This window comes from Salinibacterium amurskyense (assembly GCF_002797685.1).
GTDB classification, from domain to species: Bacteria; Actinomycetota; Actinomycetes; order Actinomycetales; family Microbacteriaceae; genus Rhodoglobus; species Rhodoglobus amurskyensis.
This window is the reverse complement of the sequence record NZ_PGFH01000001.1, coordinates 1,542,855-1,565,482: the sequence shown is the minus strand read 5'-3', so window position 1 is coordinate 1,565,482 and position 22,628 is coordinate 1,542,855. Positions and strand designations below refer to the sequence as shown.

The 22,628-nt window shown below is 60.1% G+C and carries 21 protein-coding genes and 4 tRNA genes; 8 read left to right on the top strand and 17 right to left on the bottom strand.

All coding sequences use genetic code 11. From position 1 onward, the window contains the following. Positions 1-12: 12 nt before the first annotated feature. From ruvB to CLV85_RS07390, 14 genes are all read right to left on the bottom strand, one after another. The gene (gene ruvB / locus CLV85_RS07455) at positions 13-1,047 is read right to left on the bottom strand and encodes a Holliday junction branch migration DNA helicase RuvB (RefSeq protein ID WP_100388908.1); all 1,035 of its coding nucleotides are present in this window, start codon (positions 1,045-1,047) and stop codon (positions 13-15) included. Further along, positions 1,047-1,664, bottom strand: coding sequence for a Holliday junction branch migration protein RuvA (gene ruvA, locus CLV85_RS07450; protein WP_100388907.1), 618 nt, complete (start codon positions 1,662-1,664; stop codon positions 1,047-1,049). Before ruvA ends, ruvB begins: the two co-directional genes overlap by 1 nt. Continuing rightward, positions 1,661-2,290 (bottom strand): crossover junction endodeoxyribonuclease RuvC, encoded by a 630-nt coding sequence (gene ruvC, locus CLV85_RS07445; protein ID WP_189621881.1) that lies wholly within the window; start codon positions 2,288-2,290, stop codon positions 1,661-1,663. The genes ruvA and ruvC overlap by 4 nt, the downstream gene beginning before the upstream one ends. Before the next feature lie 9 nt (positions 2,291-2,299). Beyond that, positions 2,300-3,058: a YebC/PmpR family DNA-binding transcriptional regulator gene (locus CLV85_RS07440; protein WP_100388905.1), complete on the bottom strand. Its 759-nt coding sequence runs from the start codon at positions 3,056-3,058 to the stop codon at positions 2,300-2,302. Between the two features lie 51 nt (positions 3,059-3,109). Next, a complete protein-coding gene (locus CLV85_RS07435) occupies positions 3,110-3,724 on the bottom strand; it encodes a hypothetical protein (RefSeq protein WP_100388904.1) in 615 nt (204 codons plus the stop codon). An 18-nt stretch (positions 3,725-3,742) separates the two neighbouring features. Then, a complete protein-coding gene (gene pdxT, locus CLV85_RS07430) occupies positions 3,743-4,354 on the bottom strand; it encodes a pyridoxal 5'-phosphate synthase glutaminase subunit PdxT (protein ID WP_100388903.1) in 612 nt (203 codons plus the stop codon). Then, positions 4,344-5,246, bottom strand: a complete 903-nt coding sequence (gene pdxS, locus CLV85_RS07425) for a pyridoxal 5'-phosphate synthase lyase subunit PdxS (RefSeq protein ID WP_100388902.1) — start codon at positions 5,244-5,246, stop codon at positions 4,344-4,346. The genes pdxT and pdxS overlap by 11 nt, the downstream gene beginning before the upstream one ends. 50 nt (positions 5,247-5,296) lie before the next feature. After that, complete coding sequence (locus CLV85_RS07420) at positions 5,297-5,860, bottom strand: HIT family protein (RefSeq protein ID WP_100388901.1); 564 nt, start codon at positions 5,858-5,860, stop codon at positions 5,297-5,299. A 3-nt stretch (positions 5,861-5,863) separates the two neighbouring features. Further along, the gene (gene thrS / locus CLV85_RS07415) at positions 5,864-7,777 is read right to left on the bottom strand and encodes a threonine--tRNA ligase (protein WP_229820478.1); all 1,914 of its coding nucleotides are present in this window, start codon (positions 7,775-7,777) and stop codon (positions 5,864-5,866) included. A 96-nt stretch (positions 7,778-7,873) separates the two neighbouring features. Continuing rightward, positions 7,874-9,028: a hypothetical protein gene (locus tag CLV85_RS07410; protein ID WP_147433358.1), complete on the bottom strand. Its 1,155-nt coding sequence runs from the start codon at positions 9,026-9,028 to the stop codon at positions 7,874-7,876. Continuing rightward, a complete protein-coding gene (locus CLV85_RS07405) occupies positions 9,021-10,880 on the bottom strand; it encodes a glycosyltransferase (protein WP_229820238.1) in 1,860 nt (619 codons plus the stop codon). Before CLV85_RS07405 ends, CLV85_RS07410 begins: the two co-directional genes overlap by 8 nt. A gap of 127 nt (positions 10,881-11,007) precedes the next feature. Further along, a tRNA-Val gene (locus tag CLV85_RS07400) sits at positions 11,008-11,079 on the bottom strand. 66 nt (positions 11,080-11,145) lie between these two features. Beyond that, a tRNA-Cys gene (locus CLV85_RS07395) sits at positions 11,146-11,216 on the bottom strand. A 40-nt stretch (positions 11,217-11,256) separates the two neighbouring features. Further along, a tRNA-Gly gene (locus CLV85_RS07390) sits at positions 11,257-11,328 on the bottom strand. Between the two features lie 115 nt (positions 11,329-11,443). Here CLV85_RS07390 and CLV85_RS07385 point away from each other — a divergent pair. Then, positions 11,444-11,516, top strand: a tRNA-Val gene (locus CLV85_RS07385). Positions 11,517-11,596: 80 nt separating this feature from the next. Beyond that, positions 11,597-12,454, top strand: coding sequence for an EI24 domain-containing protein (locus CLV85_RS07380; protein ID WP_100388898.1), 858 nt, complete (start codon positions 11,597-11,599; stop codon positions 12,452-12,454). Here CLV85_RS07380 and CLV85_RS07375 read toward each other — a convergent pair. After that, positions 12,350-13,108 carry an ammonium transporter family protein gene (locus CLV85_RS07375; RefSeq protein ID WP_240033564.1) on the bottom strand — a complete coding sequence of 253 codons (759 nt, stop codon included), beginning with the start codon at positions 13,106-13,108 and terminating at the stop codon, positions 12,350-12,352. The genes CLV85_RS07380 and CLV85_RS07375 overlap by 105 nt on opposite strands. A gap of 409 nt (positions 13,109-13,517) precedes the next feature. Beyond that, the gene (zapE, locus tag CLV85_RS07370; protein WP_100388896.1) at positions 13,518-14,528 is read right to left on the bottom strand and encodes a cell division protein ZapE; all 1,011 of its coding nucleotides are present in this window, start codon (positions 14,526-14,528) and stop codon (positions 13,518-13,520) included. Between the two features lie 138 nt (positions 14,529-14,666). Here zapE and CLV85_RS07365 point away from each other — a divergent pair, with 138 nt between their 5' ends. Beyond that, positions 14,667-15,566 carry a sulfurtransferase gene (locus CLV85_RS07365; protein WP_100388895.1) on the top strand — a complete coding sequence of 300 codons (900 nt, stop codon included), beginning with the start codon at positions 14,667-14,669 and terminating at the stop codon, positions 15,564-15,566. A 9-nt stretch (positions 15,567-15,575) separates the two neighbouring features. Then, entirely contained in the window at positions 15,576-16,013 is a 438-nt protein-coding gene (locus CLV85_RS07360) for a SufE family protein (protein WP_100388894.1), read from the top strand. 90 nt (positions 16,014-16,103) lie between these two features. On the opposite strand, the gene CLV85_RS07355 is transcribed toward CLV85_RS07360, so the two are convergent. Next, positions 16,104-17,300, bottom strand: coding sequence for an alpha/beta hydrolase family protein (locus CLV85_RS07355; RefSeq protein WP_100388893.1), 1,197 nt, complete (start codon positions 17,298-17,300; stop codon positions 16,104-16,106). A gap of 79 nt (positions 17,301-17,379) precedes the next feature. Here CLV85_RS07355 and CLV85_RS07350 point away from each other — a divergent pair, with 79 nt between their 5' ends. The 4 genes from CLV85_RS07350 (at position 17,380) to CLV85_RS07335 (ending at position 22,628) form a co-directional block, all read left to right on the top strand. After that, a complete protein-coding gene (locus tag CLV85_RS07350; RefSeq protein ID WP_100388892.1) occupies positions 17,380-17,976 on the top strand; it encodes a DUF3000 domain-containing protein in 597 nt (198 codons plus the stop codon). Then, the gene (locus tag CLV85_RS07345; RefSeq protein ID WP_100388891.1) at positions 17,969-19,228 is read left to right on the top strand and encodes an HRDC domain-containing protein; all 1,260 of its coding nucleotides are present in this window, start codon (positions 17,969-17,971) and stop codon (positions 19,226-19,228) included. Before CLV85_RS07350 ends, CLV85_RS07345 begins: the two co-directional genes overlap by 8 nt. Before the next feature lie 77 nt (positions 19,229-19,305). Next, the gene (locus tag CLV85_RS07340; RefSeq protein ID WP_100388890.1) at positions 19,306-20,502 is read left to right on the top strand and encodes a thiolase family protein; all 1,197 of its coding nucleotides are present in this window, start codon (positions 19,306-19,308) and stop codon (positions 20,500-20,502) included. A gap of 2 nt (positions 20,503-20,504) precedes the next feature. After that, positions 20,505-22,628 carry a 3-hydroxyacyl-CoA dehydrogenase NAD-binding domain-containing protein gene (locus CLV85_RS07335; RefSeq protein ID WP_100388889.1) on the top strand — a complete coding sequence of 708 codons (2,124 nt, stop codon included), beginning with the start codon at positions 20,505-20,507 and terminating at the stop codon, positions 22,626-22,628.

Here is a 22,628-nt window from a genome sequence, read left to right as displayed (position 1 = left end):
AAGCCAGTAAAACTATAGTTCATCGCTAGCCGGGCTCGAATTCCTGTCGGTGATCCCGAAGTGATCCCACGCCGCCCGTGTCGCTACTCGCCCACGGGGCGTTCGCGTGAGCAAACCAACGCGCACGAGGAACGGTTCAACGACCGACTCTACGGTCTCAGCCTCTTCACCGACCGATACCGCCAAAGTGCTGAGGCCTACTGGTCCGCCGTCGAAGCGTTCGAGGACAGTCATCATGACCGCCCGGTCGAGGCGGTCGAGTCCCCGTTCGTCAACGTCGTACAGTTCGAGCGCCGCACGCACGGCATCCTTGCTCGCGGCCGTGTCGTTGACGAGCGCATAGTCCCGGACGCGTCGAAGTAGCCGGTTCGCGATACGCGGAGTGCCCCGGCAGCGCCCGGCGATCTCGGCGACGGCCTCTTTGTCGATGTCAAGATCGAGCATCCCTGCCGTGCGCGCGATGACGCGCTCCAACTCGGCCTCATCGTAGAACTCGAGGTGTGCGGTAAAACCAAAGCGATCGCGAAGCGGATTAGGAAGCAGCCCCGAGCGGGTGGTCGCACCGACCAGAGTAAAGGGAGCGATATCCAGAGGGATCGATGTCGCCCCGGCCCCCTTGCCCACCATAATGTCGATTCTGAAGTCTTCCATCGCGAGGTAGAGCATCTCTTCGGCAGAGCGCGCCATGCGGTGGATTTCGTCGATGAAGAGCACTTCGCCGGGCAGCAGAGAAGACAGCACTGCCGCAAGATCCCCAGCGTGTTGGATGGCGGGGCCGCTCGAGAGTCGCAAAGGCCGCTCGCTCTCATGGGCCACAATCATCGCGAGCGTCGTCTTGCCTAGGCCGGGAGGCCCGGCGAGAAGAATATGGTCGGCGGTGCGGTTCTGCATCGCCGCAGCGCGCAGCAGAAGCTGCAGTTGGCCGCGAACCTTCGTTTGCCCAACGAACTCGGCGAGAGAGGCCGGCCGTAATGCTCCCTCGAACGCGAGTTCGGCATCCGACTCGACTGTCGGGTTTGCCACCACTTCGTCGCCGTTGTCAAACATTAGGAACCCGCCTTGCCACTGCGCGAGCCGACAAGCAAGATCGCGCGGCGAAGAATCGCTTGAACGTCGTTAAACTCTGCTTCGCTCGCGTCGCGTAGTGCACTCTCGGCAGCCGGTTGAGCGAGCTTTTCGGGCCATCCTAAACCTTGCAGAGCCATCGACACTTGTTCAGAAACCGAGTTAGCGCGAACTGAGGCGGCTCCAGGCTGGCGCGTCGACACGACAAGTTTGCCGGCCAGGTTCAGCACGATCAGCTTGGCCGTTTTGGGACCGATACCCGAGACCTTGCGAAAAGCAGAGTCGTTCTCTTCCGTGACAGCGCGAGCAACGTCATCGGGTGAAAGCGCAGCAAGAACCCCCATCGCGCTCTTGGGTCCGACGCCGGTGACACCCCGCAAGAGGTTGAAGACCTCAAGCTCTTCGGATGACCGGAAGCCGTACAGGGCAAGGTCGTCTTCGCGCACGATAAGCGCGGTATTGACTTGGGTTTCAGAACCTACTCGCACCGACAGAGCATGTTCGGGGGTGACGCTCACACTGAGCCCGACTCCCCCAACTTCGATAACGAGTGAGGTTCCGACCGCGGCGAGAACGGTGCCACGAAGGGAAGAAATCATAAGTTCAGCCTACGAGCACCCGCCGACTTCTCTGCCGACCGCCACGCCTCCTGCGCGGGGGTAAGACCGGAGCCGCTCGACGATGCTGGGGATGAAAGAGACCCGCCAGCCCGTGCATCAGCGGCGGCTGAGCGGGGCGCCGCCGAGAATCCCGGCCCACTCTTCCACGCACCGCAGATCGCTAAAGCACACGCATCTGCGGCATCCGCTGGTGTGGGCGCCTCGGCGAGACCGAGAACCCGGGCAACCATGGTGCCCACTTGCTTCTTGTCAGCTCCGCCGAAGCCAGTAATCGCAAGCTTGACTTCGGTCGGAGTGTGTAGCGAGACGGAAAGCCCCCGGCGCGCGGCGACATACATTGCGACGCCGCTCGCTTGAGCAGTGCCCATCACGGTGCTGAGATTGTTCTGAGCAAAGACTCGTTCAAGAGAGAGCTGCGTGGGCTCGTACTCGCCAATCACCGCGTCGATGCCTTCGCCGATCACCCGCAGTCGTTCTTCGAGCGCCATCTTTGGCGGCGTACGAACGACTCCTACGTAAACGAGCGTTGCCCGCCGATTCGGAGCGACGTCTACCACTCCGACACCACAGCGCGTGAGACCAGGATCAATCCCGATCACCCGCAGGGTCATCGGCTAGTCCTCGTCGAGTTCGGCTTGCACCTCGGGGCTGATGTCAAAGTTCGAGTAGATGTTCTGAACGTCGTCAGACTCTTCGAGCGCATCAATCAACTTGAAAACTTTGCGCGCAGTATCGGCGTCGACCTCAACTTTGAGGTTCGGAACAAACTCTGCTTCAGAGGAGTCGTAGTCGATCCCGGCGGCCTGCAAAGCGTTGCGCGATTCAACCAAGTGAGCGGTATCGGTGATGACTTCAAAGCCTTCGCCGTGATTCTTGACCTCTTCGGCGCCAGCGTCGAGCACAGCCATGAGGATGTCGTCTTCTGAGACACCCTCGGTCTTCGTAATCGAGATAACGCCCTTGCGTTCGAAGTTATAGGCCACGCTGCCGGGATCTGCGAGCGAGCCACCGTTGCGGCTCATGATCGTGCGAACGTCTGCTGCAGCTCGGTTCTTGTTATCGGTCAGACATTCGACCATGAGCGCTACGCCGTTTGGGCCATAGCCTTCGTACATGATGTTGAGGTACTCAACGGCGTCGCCGAGCTGGCCTGAGCCGCGCTTGACCGCGCGATCGATGTTGTCGTTGGGTACCGACGTCTTCTTCGCCTTCTGAATGGCGTCGACAAGAGTCGGGTTTCCCGAAAGGTCAGCGCCTCCAATTTTGGCGGCGACCTCAATATTCTTGATTAGTTTCGCGAAAGCCTTCGCGCGGCGAGAGTCTGTAATCGCCTTCTTGTGCTTGGTAGTTGCCCACTTAGAATGCCCTGACATAAGGGACATTCTAACGCGTATGAACCTCGCTCGACTGCGCGAATCCCCGCCCTAGCGTTCTTCAAGCGAACTGCGGAGCCCCAACTCAGCCAATTGCAATTGGGCTAGTCGCGCCACAGTCGCGCTGTTTCCCGCTCGCCATTCTGCGGCCGGGGCCTCCGAGACCCGCGCTAGTTCCGTCATATTGAGCGTCGCGAGCGCTCGGAGTGCCAACAGATCGGCCCCACCCGGCGTTGCCAATAGCCGCTTTGCTTCGCCGGCCCGTATAGCGAATCGGATGCGCGGCAGCAGCCAGACAAGAAGAATGAGGATCACCGGCACAATCCCGATGAACAGCCCCACCACCGTGGCAGCAGCTTCGACCGAGGCTTGTTGACTCTGCCCCGCCGATTCCAGCGCTGCACCGGCTTCGCTCGCACCATCGAACGGTGCCCGGATGCCCGATCCAATAAGTGGCACCGAGCCAAGCGTGTCGCCCAGTTCGACCATCGTTGATTCGAATCCGGCCCCCGCCTCCTGCATCTGAACGCCAAGTTCCTGAAAGGCAGCAATGAGCTGATAGACCCAGACACCGAGAGCAATCCACACCGCGATGAACCCGAGGGAAATCAAGTCAGCGATGATTTGACGCGTTCGACGCGCGGGCTGGTCGGCATACAGTTGCATTCCCCCATGATGCAGGAACTACTGCGTGGCGCGGACTCGACGCACGAAGTACTCGTGGAATCGTGTATCACCCGTAATTTCGGGATGGAAGGACGTGCCGAGCAGGTTGCCCTGTTCCACCGCGACAATGCGGCCGTCATCCAGCGTTGCGAGAGCTCGAGCCCGAGCGCCGACACTTTCGACCACGGGAGCGCGGATGAAGACGGCGTGCACGGGGTTCTCCCCCAGTTCCGGGATGCTCAGATCGGTTTCGAATGAGTCAGTCTGAGAACCGAATGCATTGCGGCGAACAACCACATCGAGGCCGCCGAACGACTGCTGACCTTCGATCGAATCTTCAACTGTATCCGCCAGCATGATGAGCCCGGCACAGGTTCCGTAGACGGGAAGCCCCGCGTGGATAGCTGCGCGAATCGGCTCGAAAAGACCATAGAGCCGCGAAAGTTTGTCGATCACACTCGACTCGCCGCCAGGAATAATGAGAGCAGCAATGTGCTCCAGCTGCTCGGGAGATTTGACCGCTACAGCGGTTTCTCCGAGTTGCTGGAGCACGTGCAGGTGCTCACGAAAATCACCCTGAAGAGCGAGAACCCCAATGGGAAGCTGATCGACGGAAGGGTTACCAGCCACGCTCGGAGAGGCGGTGCGGTGCAGCAAGGTCAGAAACGTTGATGCCCACCATGGCCTCGCCTAGACCACGCGAGGTCTCAGCGATGACGTTGGGGTCATCGAAGAAAGTTGTTGCCTTCACAATCGCTGCGGCGCGTTGCGCCGGGTTGCCCGACTTGAAGATTCCCGAACCGACGAAGACACCATCGGCGCCGAGCTGCATCATCAACGCGGCATCAGCCGGAGTCGCTACTCCACCAGCGGTGAAGAGAACGACGGGAAGCTTGCCGCTCTGCGCTACTTCGCGAACGAGTTCGTACGGTGCCTGCAGTTCCTTCGCAGCGACGTACAGTTCGTCAACCGACTTCGAGCGGAGCTCGTTGATCTGGCCCTTGATAGTACGGATGTGCTTGGTTGCCTCAGAAACGTCGCCGGTACCTGCTTCACCCTTCGAGCGAATCATCGCAGCACCCTCGGTGATGCGACGAAGCGCCTCGCCCAGGTTGGTTGCACCACAGACGAAAGGAACGTCGAAGTTCCACTTGTCGATGTGGTTCACGTAGTCAGCAGGGCTCAAGACTTCGGACTCGTCGATGTAGTCGACCTTGAGGGCCTGAAGAACCTGGGCTTCAACGAAGTGCCCGATACGAGCCTTCGCCATGACAGGGATCGAGACAGCGTCGATGATTCCATCAATGAGGTCGGGATCACTCATGCGAGCAACACCACCCTGCGAACGGATGTCGGCAGGAACGCGCTCGAGAGCCATAACGGCAACGGCGCCGGCATCCTCCGCGATCTTTGCTTGCTCAGCGTTGACGACATCCATGATGACGCCGCCCTTGAGCATTTCTGCCAGTCCGCGCTTAACGCGGCTCGTACCCGATTCGTTGGATGAAGTGTTCTCGCTCATAGCTTCAACGCTAAGACCGGAGCCACCAAAAGAATGCAGCCAATTTGAACTCAGTGGTTCGTCGGCCACGCTTTCGCGAGTTCGTCCCGAACCTCACCGAGCAGTCGCGGAATCGCCTTGGTGCCAGCCACGATCGGGAAGAAATTGGAGTCTGTAGCCCACCGCGGAACAACATGTTGGTGCAAGTGGTTAGCGATGCCTGCCCCAGCCAACGCGCCCTGGTTCATCCCGATGTTGAAGCCGTGAGCCTTGGAGGTCTCGCGTAGCACTCGCATGGCGGTCTGGGTGAGAGACGCGATCTCAGCGGTCTCCTCGTCAGTCGCCTCGTCGTAGAGCGGCACATGACGGTACGGGCACACCAGAAGGTGACCGCTGTTATAGGGAAACAGGTTCAGCAGCACGTAGGCGTGCGTTCCCCGCGCAACGATGAGCGCCTTCTCATCATCGAACGTTGGCGCCACGCAGAACGGACAGTCGTCTTTATCCGGTTGCGTCTGATCCGTGATGTAGGCGATGCGATGCGGTGTCCACAAACGCTGAAAAGCGTCGGGCACCGCGGCGAAGTCAGAACTCGACTCCCCCGCGGGCAACTCAGAACCGTCGTAGTCGTGCACGAACTAAACCTGCGCTCGCGTCGCGATCGCGTCAGTAATGCGTGCAACAGCATCCGCAATTGGGATGCCATTCTCTTGGGTTCCATCACGGAAACGGAAGCTGACTGAACCCGCAGCCTGATCCTGTTCTCCGGCAATGAGCTGGAACGGGATTTTCGACTTGGTGTGCGTACGAATCTTCTTCTGCATACGCTCGCTCGAGGCATCCATCTCAGCGCGAACACCGAGGGCCTTGAGCTGGTCGATCACGCCACCCAAGTACTCTTCGTACGCTTCAGCAACCGGGATACCGACGACCTGAACAGGCGACAGCCAGACGGGGAAAGCGCCGGCGTAGTGCTCGGTGAGAACGCCAAAGAAGCGTTCGATCGATCCGAAGAGCGCACGGTGGATCATTACGGGGCGCTGGCGCGAACCATCTGCCGCTGTGTACTCCAGATCGAATCGCTCAGGCAGGTTGAAGTCGAGCTGAACGGTCGACATTTGCCACGTGCGGCCGATGGCATCGCGCGCTTGCACTGAAATCTTGGGGCCGTAGAACGCAGCCCCACCCGGGTCAGGTACGAGCTCAAGGCCTGACTCTTCAGCGACCTCAGCGAGGGTTCGCGTTGCTTCATCCCAGATGTCATCATCGCCGACATACTTCTCGGGATCTTTGGTAGAAAGCTCAAGGTAGAAGTCTGTCAAGCCGTAGTCGCGCAGCAGCGAGAGAACGAAGTTGAGCGTGTTGGTGAGCTCCTGCTTCATTCCCTCCTTCGTGGTGAAGATGTGCGCGTCGTCCATGGTCAAACCACGAACGCGCGTGAGGCCGTGAATAACGCCCGACTTCTCGTTGCGGTAAACGGTGCCAAATTCGAACAAACGCATCGGCAGATCACGGTACGAACGACCACTCGACCGGTAAATCAGGATGTGCATCGGGCAGTTCATGGGCTTGAGGTAGTAGTCAGCACCCTGGCGCGTGATCTCGCCCTCGTCGTTGCGAGCCTCGTCGAGGTGCATCGGCGGGAACATGCCGTCCTTGTACCAGCCCAAGTGGCCCGATGTCTCGAACAGCGCCTCCTTGGTGATGTGAGGGGTGTTGACGAAGGAGTAGCCCTCTTGCGCGTGGCGCTTGCGAGAGTAATCCTCCATCTCGTGACGGATGATGCCGCCCTTGGGGTGGAAGACCGCGAGGCCAGAACCGATTTCGTCGGGGAACGAGAACAGATCAAGTTCGGCGCCCAGCTTGCGGTGATCGCGCTTGAGTGCCTCTTCTTGACGCGCCTGGTAGGCACGCAACTCGTCCTTGGTCGGCCATGCCGTTCCGTACACGCGCTGAAGCTGCTTGTTCTTCTCAGAGCCGCGCCAGTAGGCGGCAGCAGTGCGCGTGAGCGACCACCCGTTGCCGATCATGCGGGTATTGGGAAGGTGCGGGCCACGGCACAGGTCTTTCCAGTAGACCTCACCGGTCTTGCCGTCAACGTTGTCGTAGATCGTCAATTCGGCGCCACCGACCTCGACGGACTCGTTATCGCCATCCACTTCGCTGTCATCGACAGAGCCCTTGAGACCGATCAGTTCAAGCTTGTAGGGCTCGTCAGCGAGCTCGGCACGAGCCTCAGCCTCAGTCACGACTCGACGCTGGAAGCGCTGGCCCTGACGGATGATGCGGTCCATCGCCTTGGTGATGGCCTTGAGGTTCTCCGGCGTGAACGGCTCCTCGACGTCGAAGTCGTAGTAGAAACCATCGGTAACGGGCGGGCCAATACCGAGCTTGGCCTGCGGGTTGATCGTCTGGATAGCCTGAGCCGCGACGTGGGCGGCCGAGTGACGAAGGATGTTGAGCCCATCGGGCGAGTCGATAGTGACAGCCTCGACCTCATCCGTGTCAGTTACTGTCGCGGCGAGATCTTTCAACTCACCGTTGACGCGCATGGCGACGACGTTGCGGTCGGTAAATAGCTCAAATCCAGTGTTACTCACACAACAACTTTAGCGGCGTTCAGAGCGAACCCGTGTCACCCGTTGCCGCTAGCCGCCAAAGATTTGACTGAGCCACTGAGCGAAAGCCGTACTGGTGAGCGCGGTCGCCCAACCGACTGCCAACTGGAAGATTCCGACAAAGGCGATCATTAGTGTTCCCCTGTCCGTGCGTGCCGTCGGGATGAGCGCGATCGCCAGAAGGGTCATCGCCATGAAAATGTTCCCTGTCGAGCCGCTGGGAAGCAATCCGAGCGCGAAGCCGACGATGAAGGCAGCAAACACGAGCGTCGAGATGATGATCGCGCCCGGCCGACGCACGATCAGGGCGACCATCCACGCGCTCACGAGCGGCGCGATCACGATCATGCCCTCGACTGTAGAGAAGAACTCCGCTACGACGATGAGTCGATCGCCGAAGCCCGTGAACGCTGTTTGCGTGGCGCCAGCGAAGGGGCGCCCCAAGAAGAGTGCATTGAGCGCAGCGAGCGACAGCAGTGCGGATGCAGCCGGGTAAAGAATGACGAGCGCATTCGCCCGGCGCGCGCCCACAACTCCAGCGCGACGATGCCGCAGGAACGGAGCGGAAAGGGCCGCTGCCGTGACGTAGACGAGGGCAGTGATGTCGGTGAGAACCGCGACCATGAAATAGATCCCCGTGCGAAAGCCAGACTCGGTGTTTCCCCACGTGATGAAACGCACGATATGCGAGAGCCCCAAGCCGAAGAGCAAGAGACCCAAGAATGCCGCATAGTTTTGTGTCGCGTTGTAGAAGAAGAGCGGGTTGAGGGCAAGTGCCATCATCAAGATCACGATTGTTGAGCGCGCGAAGCGTCGCTGGACCATAATCTCGATGAGCTTTTGCAGGAAGATTCCCGCGCTGAGCGCACCAATGATCGAAAGCGTGAGCGCGCCACCGGGAACGAAACCGGCAAGCAGAGTGCTGATGGGCGGGAAGATATCGCCCAGCCACTGAGCATCCGCTCGGTCCCAGTCAATCTGTGTAGCCCGGTCCACCAGAGTGGCATTCGGAGAATCAGTCGCCCCCAGAATGAAAACGACGAGTGCGAAGATCACGTAAGGCAGCGCGAACACGCCGCGGAGCATCCACCGTCTAGGCGTACGGCGCGGCCACGCATCGAGGCGCGTGCGCGGCGGTCGGGTCGCGATTCGAAGCGCCCGGGTATTGGTCGACGACTCACTCATGGTTGGACTGGCTCGTCAGGCCATGCTCCGTCTTCTCCCAGTAATGCGGCTTCGTGATGAGCTGCCACAGCGCCTTGTAAGACGCTATTGAATGCAGAATCCAGTACAGCGGGTTCAACAGCGCCCACGGCACCAGCGCGAAAGTTCCCCGCTTGTACGGCCCCATCATCGACAAATAGACCATGACTGAACTTCCAATAATGAAGTTGAGGAAGCAGACCCAGAGCAACCACACCGGGAAGAACTGAGCGACGAAATCAGTGGGCAACGCCAACGACAGCATCGTAAGAATGTAGAAAGGCAGCACACCCAAGAACGTTGCCGGGGTGCCTGCAATCAAGAGAACAAAACTGCAAAAGCGCCAGAATCCGATCTGACGCATTAGGGCGCGCGGGCGCCTCGCATGCACCAACGTTGTCTGCATGTACCCCTTGATCCAGCGGCTGCGTTGCCGGATGAAGTTGGGGATCGACTTGTTCGCTTCCTCCATGGTTGCCGAATTGACGACTCCCACGCGGTACCCCAGCGCACTGGCACGGATTCCCAGATCGGCATCCTCCGTCACGTTGTACGGGTCCCAACCTCCCAAGCTCTTGAGAGCTTCTGTGCGGAAATGATTCGATGTGCCGCCGAGCGGGATGGGTAGGTCCAGCGAGTCCAAACCGGAGAGCATGTAGTCGAACCAGTAGCCGTACTCGAGGGAAAACATCCGAGTGAGCACGTTCTCGCTGGCGTTGAAGTAGTTCAACGCGGCCTGGACACAAACGGTCTTCTCGCCACCGCGCTGGAACGAGATGTACGCCTTCTTGAGCTGATCAGGTTCAGGCGTATCTTCGGCATCGAAAATGACGAGGTAGTCCCCCGTGGCGAAGAAGAGCCCCACATTGCAGGCGCGTGGTTTCGTCTGCGGATGCCCAGCCGGAATCGTGATTATCTGAAAATGGTCGGGAGGAGAGCTCGCCTCGAAGGCTGCTCTCGTTTCGTCGTCGGATTCCTCAATGAGTACAAAAACTTCGAGCCGGTTCGCAGGCCAATCGATATCGCCCAGGTTCTTCACGAGCTGCGCGACAATATTTGCCTCTTTGAAGACCGGCACAAGTACGGTGTACCGCGGCAGTTCGTCGTCATCGAGTGCGTCGACTTCACTATCTGAGACTCGTTCGACGAGGTCGAAGCGAGCGCCACGCAGTGAGATGAAAAACTTGAAGGCAGTGCCTGCGAGAAAGACGAGACTAGTGATGGCGATCAGCGCGATGACGGTGGCGGCTGGCCACAGCCCGAGCGCAATTACGAACACGATCAGGAGGATGACGAGCCCAACCTTTTGTCCGCGGGAGGCCACGGTTCGGGCTGAGAGCACCGGATTTCTGTTCCACAGTTCATTCGCCGCTTGATCGGCGATCGCCGGGCCGAAAACATCCAGGATCGCGTGCCAGATCTGAGCGGATGTTGCCGCTACGAACACCACGTCTCGGCCGAGGGTCGTGGCAATATGCTCGCTTCGCTCATCGTCGGGAACACGAGCTGTCGCAACGAGGGCACGTCCGTCGGCGAGTTCACGCAGGGGCATCCAGTTTTCGGCGATGTACAGCTGCCCGCTGCGCTGCCGCGCGAACTCCCCGTCAATCTCAGCCATCTGGGCGCGCTCGATTCTCCACACGCGTGAAATCACATCGACCAGCGCAGCGTCGTTGAGATAACCGCGACTCGCCAAAGTCTGATCGATGTGAACGCCGGAGCGCGCCTTCACATCGCGCGCCTCAGCGATTTGCGCGGGCGTTGCCAGCCGCTCGTCGGGCAGAAGCCTTACGAAGGCTTCGCTTTGTTTCGACGGCGTGCGAGTTTTCCCCATGCGCCCATATTTACGCATGTGCGGCGTTCAGAGGAGAGCCACGCTGGAGAGTGATCCGTCGTTCCCGCGGGGAATAGCCTTCGCGCGGTTAAAAAGCAGAAGCCCCGGCGAACCGGGGCTTCATCTGTGAGCGATACTGGGATCGAACCAGCGACCTCTTCCGTGTCAGGGAAGCGCGCTACCGCTGCGCCAATCGCTCATGCTATTTAGTTAGAAAAACCTAGTTATAAACACCAACCGGCGAACCGGCTGAACACTCATTACGAGGTGGAGACGGGATTTGAACCCGCGTATACGGCTTTGCAGGCCGCTGCCTCGCCTCTCGGCCACTCCACCGCACATGAGAAGTGCCGGCGAGGCTGACACTTCTCATTCGAGCGGATGACGAGATTCGAACTCGCGACCCTAACCTTGGCAAGGTTATGCGCTACCACTGCGCCACATCCGCATTTGCAAGCTATTCGGTTACCCGTTTTCGCGTGCTAGATGACTGTATACGAAGAGTGCGCGAAGTTCCAATTCGGCCGCGAGCGTGTCGTCGAGATATGCAAAGATTGCACTGCGGGCGATTGGCGCAGTTGGTAGCGCGCTTCCTTCACACGGAAGAGGTCATCGGTTCGAGTCCGGTATCGCCCACCGTTCTTTCTCTTCATTTACGGCTGAAATCCCCGGATTTTCGAGGCTCTGCCCTGTGGTCCGCCCGGTAGCCTTGAGGAATGTCAGCTCTCTCTCCACGTCGCGCATCTGTGTTACGAGAATTTTTTTCGGGCGTCGGATTTCTTTTTCGCGGATTTCAAATTTGGATCACCGCCCCTCGGCTGATGTTGCTGGGAATGATCCCTGCCGCCATCGTGGGCATCGCCGCGATAGCCGTGCTCGTTGCCCTGATCGTGAACATTGAGGTCATCGCCGTATCAATCACTCCTTTCGCCCGCGAATGGGGTGAAGTCGCCCAGGCTGCCACTCACTTCGCGGCGGGGCTGGCTCTCATCGTGGCGAGCATCCTCGTCATCCTGAACACGTACACCACGGTCACGTTGATGGTGGGCGACTCGTTTTACCGATTGATCGCCACCCACGTGGACGCCACACACGGTGCTCCCCCGGAACAACAGCCTCAAGGCTTCTGGCGCGACCTCCGTCGTGGAATCGGGGAAGGACTACGGGTGTTGATCCCCACCGTGGGACTCGCTGTCCTCGTGTTCGCATTGGGATTCATCCCCATTGCAGGCGGAGTCATCGCAGCCACCGCTGGCGCGCTCCTGGGGGGATGGTTGCTGGTCGTCGAACTCAGCAACATCCCCTTCGAGTCCCGTGGATTCCACCTCACGGCTCGGCGGCGCACGCTGCGAGCGTCACGCGCGCGAGCCCTGGGGCTAGGGGCAGCGACCTACGTGGTCTTCTTGATTCCCTTCGGGGCCGTGCTCGCTATGCCCGCCGCGGTTGCCGGCGCAACACTGCTGACGCGTTCAGTTCTTGGCGAGGATGCGCGGCTCAACGACCTCGCTGCGACGCCCGACACGGCCCAAGAGCCACCACACGAGCGACGAGACAACAAACGCGAAGGCCGCTGAGGCGAGCACGCTCTGAAGCTGCTGTTCAAAGATGAAAGTTTGACCGGTGAACAGGAACCCCGAACCTGTAGCCAATACACCAAGCGATACGACGCCGATGCTCCCACCGATGAGATGGGTGTTGACCAGAAACCGAAGTTGGTTCCCCAAAGGCGACCCTTTGCGCACAGTAAATGCACACGCAACGGCGCCCGCAATAAAGCCAGCGACGGCCGCGGAAACAGGAGTGAACAACGGTGCGCCGGCAGAGACCGCAATGAGGCCGCTTATGAGACCACCGGCCAGGGATTTCAGTCTGATCGTGCCGTGGTTGATCAGCTGCACGATGCACCACCCCAACGCGCCAAAGCTCGCGCTTACGGCCCCATTCGCCAGGATGAGGCCCACTACGTCGTCGAAGGCGAACTCGGCACCCACAAGCCATGCCAGCCAGGCCAGCACGGCGAGAACGAGCGCGGCGATGCCAGCTGGAACGGGAACGGACTTACGGGCGCCACGGATGAGAGAACGCCGCTCCACGACGAGCACTGCGAGCATGCTGGCGCCGACAGCGACGCTCATGACCAAAGCACCACCGTGATCGATCGGACTCAGGCCCAGCGGTGTCGTCGCCCCGAACGGCTCGAACGTACGCACTGCGATCGGGACATACACAGCGATGCCCCACACACAGCTATAGGCAACGCTCCGCCACAGCGGCGCGCCAGAACTTCGCGACACCAGCGTGACGAGGAAACAGCAGACGGCGCCTAAGGCGGCTAGCGAAGGCATCATCACCGTGCGTAAGTCGACGGACAATGCTGGAACAATGACCAACCACGCAACGGCGCCCGGAGCGGCGCAAGCTAGCGAGGTGATTGTTAGTGCGGTCCACGTCGCGGCAGGCAAGGTGCTCGCGTACAGAACGATAAGTGCCGCCAACAGCAGGAACAACGCGACCACCCCTAGGCTCGCCGCCGCAAAATCTGCCGTCACTGTTGCCCTCCCCGCACCAGTTTCGTGCCCATTGGGTCACCGCACAACACTTAACCTGTAATTGTTCGAGTGGTTCTCAACAATGAGATCAAGCTGTGTTGGATGTGAGAGCGATTAGCCGTGACACCGCGCGAAGGTACTTCTTGCTGTAACCGCCAGCAAGCATGTCGTCTGGGAACACCGCATCCAGCGCAGTGCCATCGGCATAGATGGCGACTTGTGCGTCATAAAGCCGGTCAACAAAGGCTACGAACCGCAACGCGTCGGTTTGGTTAGCAAACTCGTGCACACCGGTAAGCCCGACCGCGTCAATCCCCTCGATCAACTTCACATACCGCGAGGGGTGAACTCCTGCGAGATGCTTGAGCAGCTCGTCGAAGGAATCGAGGGTTGTCACACCGGTCGCTGTCGCAATAGCCGCCGCTGCATCCGCAACCGCAACGGCGTGGGCTCCCGTGTCACGGCGACGGTAGTCGAGCCCGTCGATACGGATGGTCTCGAACTTCGCCGATAGCGAGTCGATTTCGCGCAAGAAGTCTTGAGCCGCAAAGCGCCCTTCCCCGAGGGCGTTAGGTGGAGTATTGGATGTCGCAGCAATTTTGGTGCCCGAAGCGACCAGCTCAGACAGCAAGCGAGAAATCAACCGGGTATCGCCGGGATCGTCGAGTTCGAATTCATCGATGCACACCAACGAAGCGCCCTTGAGTAGTTGCACAGCAGGCGCGTACCCCACTGCGCCCACGAGCGCCGTGTACTCAATAAACGTTCCGAAGTACTTTCGTCCGGCCATCTGATGCCACAGCGCCGCGAGCAAGTGAGTCTTGCCCACGCCGAATCCGCCGTCGAGATAAACCCCAGGTTTTACTGCAGGAGTTTTCTTGCGAGAGAACAACCCTCCCGACTTGGCGCCGGCGACGAAATGCCGCATGGCTGCGACTGCTGCGCCTTGCGAGGGGTAGTCACGATCGGGACGATATGAATCTAAAGTCGCGCCGGTGAACTGGCGCGGCGGCACAAGTTCGGCGAGCATCTGCGCTCCGGTCAACGACGGGATACGATCGACTAGACGCTCAGGAGTCGTAGGCGCAGTAGCGCTCATTCTCAGCCTCGGTTATTTTTCGCAGTGTTACGGCAACGCGGTGTAATCAGCGGCGAATGCGTAATTTCTTGGGCAAGGGACCCATCAAGCTTAGTTTGAAGCCCGCGCCAGTTTTTCCACCCACAATCGGAGGTAGTTATGACTATCGAACGCGACCCAGCCCCCCAATTTGCTGAGTTCTCTCACCCTGAACGCTTGGTGTCTGCTCAGTGGGTTGAAGAACACCTTGGCGAACCCGGACTCGTTGTCGTCGAATCCGATGAAGACGTACTTCTGTACGAAACGGGTCACATCCGCGGCGCCGTCAAGATCGACTGGCACACAGACCTTAACGACCCGGTCACACGCGACTATATCGATGGCGAAGGCTTCGCTGAGCTCATGTCGCGCAGCGGCATATCGCGCGACAGCACCGTCGTGATTTACGGTGACAAGACCAACTGGTGGGCTGCCTACGCCCTGTGGGTTTTCACGCTCTTCGGTCACGAAGACGTCCGCCTCATGGATGGTGGCCGCGCAAAGTGGGAGGCCGACGGCCGCGAGTACACCCTCGAAGTTCCCACCCCGACCCCGACTGAGTACCCCATCGTCGAACGCTCCGACTCGGTGATTCGCGCGTTCCGCGATGACGTGCTCGCCCACCTCGGTAACCCACTGATCGACGTCCGTTCGCCCGAAGAGTACAGCGGTGCGCGCACAACGGTTCCCGGGTACCCCGAAGAAGGCGCACTTCGCGCCGGCCACATCCCGAGCGCACAGAGCGTGCCGTGGTCGAAGGCTGTCGCTGAAGACGGCACGTTCCGCCCGCTCAGCGAGCTGAACACCATCTACCGCGAGGGTGCGGGCTTGAAGGATGGCGACGACATCGTCGCCTACTGCCGCATCGGTGAGCGCTCGAGTCACACCTGGTTCGTTCTCAACTACCTCATGGGCTTCCCGAACGTGCGCAACTACGACGGATCGTGGACCGAGTGGGGTTCCCTTGTACGGGTTCCGATCGCTCTCGGCACTGAGCCGGGTGACGTTCCTTCCCGTTAGACTGATGCAGTGAGTGAGCAGCAGATCCCCAGCCAGTTAGCCGAAATTCGAGACGACTTTCTTGGCTTCGAGCTGAGGGATCGGCTGCAGCTTCTGCTGGAGTTCGCCAATGAACTTCCGGAGCTGCCGGCGCGCTACGCCGACCATCCCGACCTCTTCGAACGGGTGGAAGAGTGCCAGTCCCCCGTTTTCATCTTCATTGAAGTAGAGAACGACATCGTTCACATGTTTGCTACTGCGCCAGCTGAGGCTCCCACGACGCGAGGTTTCGCGTCCATCTTGGTGCAGGGCCTCTCCGGCCTCAGCAGTGCCGAAGTGCTCGAGTTGTCGGATGACTTTCCGCAGACCCTCGGTCTCTCTCAAGCTGTCAGCCCTCTCAGGCTGCGCGGCATGACCGGCATGCTAGCGCGCGCCAAGCGACAGATCCGGCTAAAGACCGCGGTCTAAGAGCAGCCGCGTAGGCGCCTGTGCGCGCCAAAATCGAGGCCCCAAAATCGAGGCGCCGCGACCGTCGGGTCGACCCGGCCGACGCCGCAGCTAGTCAACGGATGCCGCATCCGCACCGAGCTGCGCCGCTAGCCAGACTCGAATCGCGGTCAGCCACCGATCGCTGTCGTAGTTCCACAGGCGAGTGTGGCCTGCCGTGTCGAACTCTTCGTAGGTGACGATGTCGGGTCGAGCTTCCGCCAGCGCGCGAGACGGCTCTACGGGCACATAGCCGTCGTCTTCGCTGTGCATCAACAAGATGGGGCGATCAAGCTCATCCGCACGGTTGACGAAGTTCATCTCTGCGATATCGAGTGGCCCCTCCATGCCGACGAGAAAGGGAGCCTGGTCGCTGTTCAATACGATCTGGGCTGCCCGTTGAACCGGGGTAGGAATGCGGTTGAGGTCGCCGTGCAACTCCATCGTCGGCCCCCAGGCGATTACCGGTGAATCGAGAACAAGCCCAATGATCGTGTCGCGGTTGCTCGAACGGACCAATGTTTGAAGGGCGGTTGCCCCACCCATTGACCACCCCATGAGGATGATTCGTTCGGCGCCTGCCGCGAGAGCGTAAGAAATCGCTGCGTCAACGTCTCGGTATTCTGTCGAACCCAAGCCGTAGCGACCGTCGGACGAGCTGGGGGCTTCTGTGTCGTTGCGGTACGACACGGCAAGGGAGGTAACGCCGGCAGCGTGGAACTCGCCCAAGGCTCGAACCGTTTCGGGGCGTTGCACGCCGCGGCCGTGAATGTGGATGGCCCACGTCGCCGCAGGACGCGCCGCAGGAACCAGCCACGCGGGTGCTGGCCCTAACTCTGTGGGAACCATCACCTCGGAGTACTCGAGTCCGAGTCCAGCCGGCGTGACGTAGAACCACCCACTAGTACGAGCGTTATCGCCCGGCTGCGGCACGCCCTTCTCTACCTCAATCAATTCGCGCGCCACCCATTGGGCACCCTGCGAAACCACCGGACCAATTCGCGCGAGTCCGGAGTTGTCGGCGAACCACAGGCTGAAGCGACCGGGAGCCCGGCTCTCCGCCGCCGATGACAACACGATCGTCGACTCTCCCACCGCGAGTACCCGCAAAGTGCTGTCGGCTATCCCTGGCGGGGTCACGATTCTGCGCGCAAAATAGACCGATAGCGCAGCGCCACTGGCCAGAGCGATGCCTGCTGCGGCCACCGCCGCAACCGCAACTCCACCAACAACCTTGGCAGCGACGCGGAGTTGAGAAGATACCGGCATCCTAAAACCTCCATCGTGTAGCCGTCAGAGCGCGGCGTGCCTTACTAGCGATTGTTCAGCTAAAGCCTAATCTTCTGACGTGCCTGAATCGCCAGCTGGACCAACGCCGCCCGCGATATTTGCGTCCGCGGTCGAGTCACTCCGTGCCGCCACTCTGCGCCCCGAGCTCGCGATTACCGAGATTTCGGCGCCGACACAGATCGCGCCGTGGTCATTCGCCCTTGCTGCGGATGTCACGCCCAGCCGTCACGGTGAAGACTCTGACCTCGGCACCGGCCGCTTCGTTCTGTTGTATGACCCCGAGTCGCCCGACGCATGGGAGGGCGAGTTCAGGATCATCTGCTTCGCCCAAGCGCCGCTCGAACCTGACATCGGAGTCGATGAGTTTTTGAGCTCAGTCACGTGGTCCTGGCTCGTCGACGCGCTGGATAGCCGTGGCGCGAAGTACGACCAAGTTTCCGGCACCGCTACTCGCATCCTCTCTACGGGATTCGGCGAACTCGAGTCGCAGCCCGACGGCGCACAAATTGAACTTCGAGCCTCTTGGAGCCCTCAAGATCTCGACATTGCTGCTCATGTGGAAGGCTGGAGCGAGTTAGTCTGCATGCTTGCCGGACTTCCGCCCACGATTGAAGGAGTCACCATGTTGTCGGCCCGTAGAGCTGGGCGTGAGTAGCGCCTCCGAGAGTGCAGCCCCCGAGGGCGAGTCGCACGCCGCAACCCAAGCCCCTCATGTTCCCGTTGATGTCATCGACGATCGGGACGAATATCTTGCCGCCGTCGACGCCATTGCTGCCGGACACGGCCCCATCGGTATCGACGCCGAACGGGCCAGCGGCTACCGCTACTCGCAGCGTGCGTATCTCATTCAGATCTTTCGACGTGGCGCCGGTACCTTTCTCTTCGATCCGCCCGCCATTGGTGACTTCAGCGAGCTGAACGACGTCATTGCAGAGGAAGAGTGGATCCTGCACGCGGCCACTCAAGACCTCACTTGTTTGCGCGAGGTCGGCCTGAATCCCACCCGCCTCTTTGACACGGAGCTCGGTGCGCGGATCGCGGGTCTTCCCCGTGTCGGTCTCGGAACGGTAGTCGAGCACTTACTGGGCATTCACCTTGCGAAGGAACATTCCTCCGCAGACTGGTCAACCCGCCCGCTTCCGCAGTCGTGGCTCGTTTACGCCGCGCTGGATGTTGAGCTTCTCGTTGATCTTCGCGAAGAGCTTGGTGCGCTGCTCGATAAGGACGGCAAGGGCGAGATCGCCCGCCAAGAGTTCGAATCGGTCTTAGGACGCGATCTCAGCAATGTACGAGCCGAACCATGGCGCCGGTTGAGCGGAGTTCACTCGATTCGCGGCGGTAAGAACTTGGCCGTGGCACGTGAGCTCTGGCTCGCTCGCGATGCGTACGCGCAAGAAGTCGACACGGCCCCTGGTCGTCTCGTGCCCGACTCAGCGCTGCTCGCAGCCGCAAAGGTCCTCCCCGAGTCGAAGCGACAGCTGTCGAGTTTGAAAGAGTTCCGCGGGCGCGCAAGCCGCACCCAGATTGACCGCTGGTGGGATGCCATCCAGGCGGGGCTTGCATCGACCGACATTCCTGCCTCGCGCGTAGCTAGCGACACGCTGCCTCCCCCGCGAGTCTGGTCGGACAAGAATCCCGAAGCGGATCGTCGCTTAAAAGCTGCTCGCGCGCTCATGACCGAGTTCTCCGAAGAGATGTCAATTCCTATTGAGAACTTATTGACGCCCGACTACCTGCGCCGAGTTGCGTGGAACCCGCCCGCAGAAATCTCCACGGAGAGCATTTCTGAAGCCCTCATCGCCCTCGGAGCACGTCAATGGCAACTTGACGTATCTGCACAGTCAATTGCGCAAGCCTTTGTGGAAGCCAACCAAACGCCTGAGGACTCCGTCGATACCGAGTCGTAGGAACAATCAAAGGATTCCTAACCTTAAACTCGGCCACTTATGATCAGTGCTACATCCAAGGATTTAGTGGAGGCATTGTGGCCGAGAAAACCGAGATTGTATTCGTAGATGGAGTCCGTACTCCATTTGGACGTGCCGGCGAGAAGGGCATGTTCTGGAATACCAGAGCTGATGACCTCGTCGTCAAGGCGATGATCGGACTTCTGGAGCGTAACCCCCAGATTCCGAAGGAACGCTTCGATGAAGTTGCCATCGCGGCAACCACTCAAACTGGAGATCAAGGCTTGACGATTGGCCGCAGTGCGGCTCTTCTCGCCGGACTCCCCCAATCAGTTCCCGGATATGCCATCGACCGCATGTGTGCTGGCGCGATGACCGCCGTCACCAACGTGGCCGGCGGAATCGCCTTCGGCGCTTATGACTTGGCGATCGCTGGCGGCGTCGAGCACATGGGACATCACCCCATGGGTTCTGGCGTAGACCCGAACCCTCGCTTCCTCGCAGAAAAGTTGGTTGACCCTGAAGCCCTCAACATGGGCAACACCGCCGAGAAGCTTCACGACCGCTTTCCGCACCTCACGAAGGCCCGCGCCGATGCATTCGCGCTGCGCAGCCAACAGCGCGCCACGGCCGCGTACGAAGCCAACAACATCCAGCCCGACCTGATCTCTGTCGCGACGAAGAGTGAGTCCGGCTGGGGCTTAGCTACTCGCGATGAGGGGCTTCGCCCGGAAACGACTCTTGAGGGCCTTGCCGGTCTCAAGACGCCGTTCCGCCCGCACGGCCGCATCACGGCCGGAAACGCCTCGGGGCTCAACGACGGAGCGACCGCCAGCATCATCGCTAGCGGCGAAATGGCTCGTGAACTCGGCCTCAAGCCCAAGATGCGCATGGTGAGCTTCGCCTACGCCGGCGTGGAACCCGAAATCATGGGTATTGGTCCGATCCCCTCCACCGAGAAGGCGCTGCGTAAGGCTGGCCTCACGATCGACGACATCGGCCTCTTCGAACTGAATGAAGCATTCGCTGTTCAGGTGCTCTCATTGCTCGACCATTACGGCATCGATGACGAGGACCCCCGCGTCAACCAGTGGGGTGGAGCCATCGCAATGGGACACCCGCTCGCGTCATCCGGTGTCCGTCTCATGATCCAGCTCGCCGCACAGTTCGAACAGCACCCCGAGGTGCGTTACGGCCTGACCGCCATGTGTGTCGGCCTCGGTCAAGGTGGATCCGTTATCTGGGAGAACCCCAACTACAAGGGAGCAAAGTAACAATGACCCAGCAATTTGCACGTCTTGCTGATCTGGCCAAAGACGAAGTAGTCACTCACTCCTACGTGCGCGACGTTCCGCTCTCAGCGGGCCGCACACTTGCCCTCATCACGCTCGACAACGGCAAGGACCACACCCGTCCGAATACGCTTGGCCCTGCCACTCTTCTCGAGTTCGCCAAGGTTCTCGATGAGCAAAAGGAACGCGCCACCGCTGGCGAGATTCACGGCCTCGCTGTCACCGGAAAGCCCTTCATCTTCGCTGCGGGCGCCGATCTTTCAAAGGTCAGCGAAATCCCTGACCGCGAAACCGGTAAGCAAATGGCCGAACTTGGTCACTGGGCGCTCGGCAAACTCAGCGACTTGGGTGTTCCCTCCTTCGTGTTCATTAACGGTCTCGCTTTGGGCGGTGGCGTCGAGGTTCCCCTCAACGCCGACTACCGTACGATCGACAGCTCGGTTCCCGCGCTTGCGCTGCCCGAAGTCTTCCTCGGCCTCATTCCAGGCTGGGGTGGAGCGTGGTTGCTCCCCAACCTCATCGGCATCGAGAATGCTCTCAAGGTCGTCATCGAGAACCCGCTCAAGAACAACCGGATGCTCAAGGGCCCCGAAGCGTTCGAGCTGGGCATCGCCGACGCCATGTTTGGCCCCGCCAACTTCCTCGAAGACTCCATTCGCTGGGCAGATGGTGTCATCGCTGGCACCACGAAGGTCAAGCGCAAGAATGAGCCGGGCAAGATCGAACGCACGGTGAAGTGGGATGTGGCTATCGGTATCGCCGAGAAGATGCTCGCAAACCGCATTGGTCGCGTCGCCAAGTCGCCCTACGCTGCGCTTGCACTTCTCAAGGCCGCCAAGAACACTGACAAGAAGACTGGTTTCGAGGCAGAGGACAATGCTCTCGCCGACATGATCTCCGGTGACCAGTTCCAGGCCAGCATCTACGCCTTCAACCTCATGCAGAAGCGCGCAAAGCGCCCCGCGGGAGCTCCCGATAAGGAACTCGCCCGCAAGGTAACGAAGGTCGGTGTTATCGGTGCCGGCCTCATGGCTCGCCAGTTCGCACTTCTCTTCGTTCGCCGCCTGCAGGTGCCGGTTGTCATCACTGATCTTGATCAGGCCGCAACCGACGCCGGAGTCGCCGCGATTCATGCGGAGATCGACAAACTCCACGAGAAGGGCCGCCTCTCTTCTGACGACACGAACCGCCTCAAGGCGCTCGTGACGGGAACCACGAACAAGGCTGACTTCGCTGACTGCGATTGGGTCATCGAAGCGATCTACGAAGAACTCGGTGCAAAGCAGTCGGTCTTCGCGGAGGTCGAACAGTACATCTCCGAAGAGGCTATTTTGGCCACGAATACCTCGTCACTTTCTGTCGAGCAGATCGGTGCCAAACTGAAGCACCCGGAACGCGTGGTGGGTTTCCACTTCTTCAACCCGGTGGCCGTCATGCCGTTGATCGAGGTCGTCAAGACACCTCATACCAACGACGAAACCCTCTCCACCGCAATGGTGACTGCGAAGAACCTACGCAAGAATGCCGTCATCACGACAGACACTCCTGGCTTCGTAGTGAACCGCATCCTCGCGAAGGTTCTCGGCGAAGCGATGCACGCAGTGGACACCGGAACTCCTTTCGAGGTCGTTGAAGAGTCCACCCGTCCGTTCGGTCTTCCGATGACACCGTTCGAGTTGCTCGAACTCGTCGGGCTCAAGGTCGGCGCCCACGTTCTGGACACGCATCATGCGGCGTTCCCCGAACGCTTCTTTGAGAGCAAAAACCTTCACAAGCTCGCGGAACTTGGCTACATCTTCGACCGTGACAGCAAGGGCAAATCAAAGGGCGTCTCTAAGAAGGCTGTCGAGATCGTCAAGGGCGGCAACTCGCCCATGACAGCGGAAGAGCTTCAGATCCGCATCGAAGATGGTCTCGCCGACGAAATTCATCGGATGCTGGAAGACGGCGTTGTCGCTGCGGCAGAAGACATCGACCTCTGCCTCATTCTCGGCGCGGGTTACCCGTTCCAGATGGGTGGAGTCACGCCCTACCTCGACCGCGCAGGAGCGTCGGAGCGAGCATTTGGCAGCACCTTCCACGACCCGCGCATCCGCGGCGTTCAGTAG

Bases quoted from the DNA above. Each gene is read 5' to 3' on its own strand.
- ruvB (WP_100388908.1), bottom strand. From the start codon at position 1,047: ATGTTTGACAACGGCGACGAAGTGGTGGCAAACCCGACAGTCGAGTCG.
- ruvA (WP_100388907.1), bottom strand. From the start codon at position 1,664: ATGATTTCTTCCCTTCGTGGCACCGTTCTCGCCGCGGTCGGAACCTCA.
- pdxS (WP_100388902.1), bottom strand. From the start codon at position 5,246: ATGAGCGAGAACACTTCATCCAACGAATCGGGTACGAGCCGCGTTAAG.
- thrS (WP_229820478.1), bottom strand. From the start codon at position 7,777: ATGCGCGTCAACGGTGAGTTGAAAGATCTCGCCGCGACAGTAACTGAC.
- CLV85_RS07440 (WP_100388905.1), bottom strand. From the start codon at position 3,058: ATGTCAGGGCATTCTAAGTGGGCAACTACCAAGCACAAGAAGGCGATT.
- CLV85_RS07380 (WP_100388898.1), top strand. From the start codon at position 11,597: ATGTCAGCTCTCTCTCCACGTCGCGCATCTGTGTTACGAGAATTTTTT.
- CLV85_RS07335 (WP_100388889.1), top strand. From the start codon at position 20,505: ATGACCCAGCAATTTGCACGTCTTGCTGATCTGGCCAAAGACGAAGTA.
- CLV85_RS07405 (WP_229820238.1), bottom strand. From the start codon at position 10,880: ATGGGGAAAACTCGCACGCCGTCGAAACAAAGCGAAGCCTTCGTAAGG.
- CLV85_RS07435 (WP_100388904.1), bottom strand. From the start codon at position 3,724: ATGCAACTGTATGCCGACCAGCCCGCGCGTCGAACGCGTCAAATCATC.
- CLV85_RS07355 (WP_100388893.1), bottom strand. From the start codon at position 17,300: ATGCCGGTATCTTCTCAACTCCGCGTCGCTGCCAAGGTTGTTGGTGGA.
- zapE (WP_100388896.1), bottom strand. From the start codon at position 14,528: ATGAGCGCTACTGCGCCTACGACTCCTGAGCGTCTAGTCGATCGTATC.
- CLV85_RS07410 (WP_147433358.1), bottom strand. From the start codon at position 9,028: ATGAGTGAGTCGTCGACCAATACCCGGGCGCTTCGAATCGCGACCCGA.
- CLV85_RS07365 (WP_100388895.1), top strand. From the start codon at position 14,667: ATGACTATCGAACGCGACCCAGCCCCCCAATTTGCTGAGTTCTCTCAC.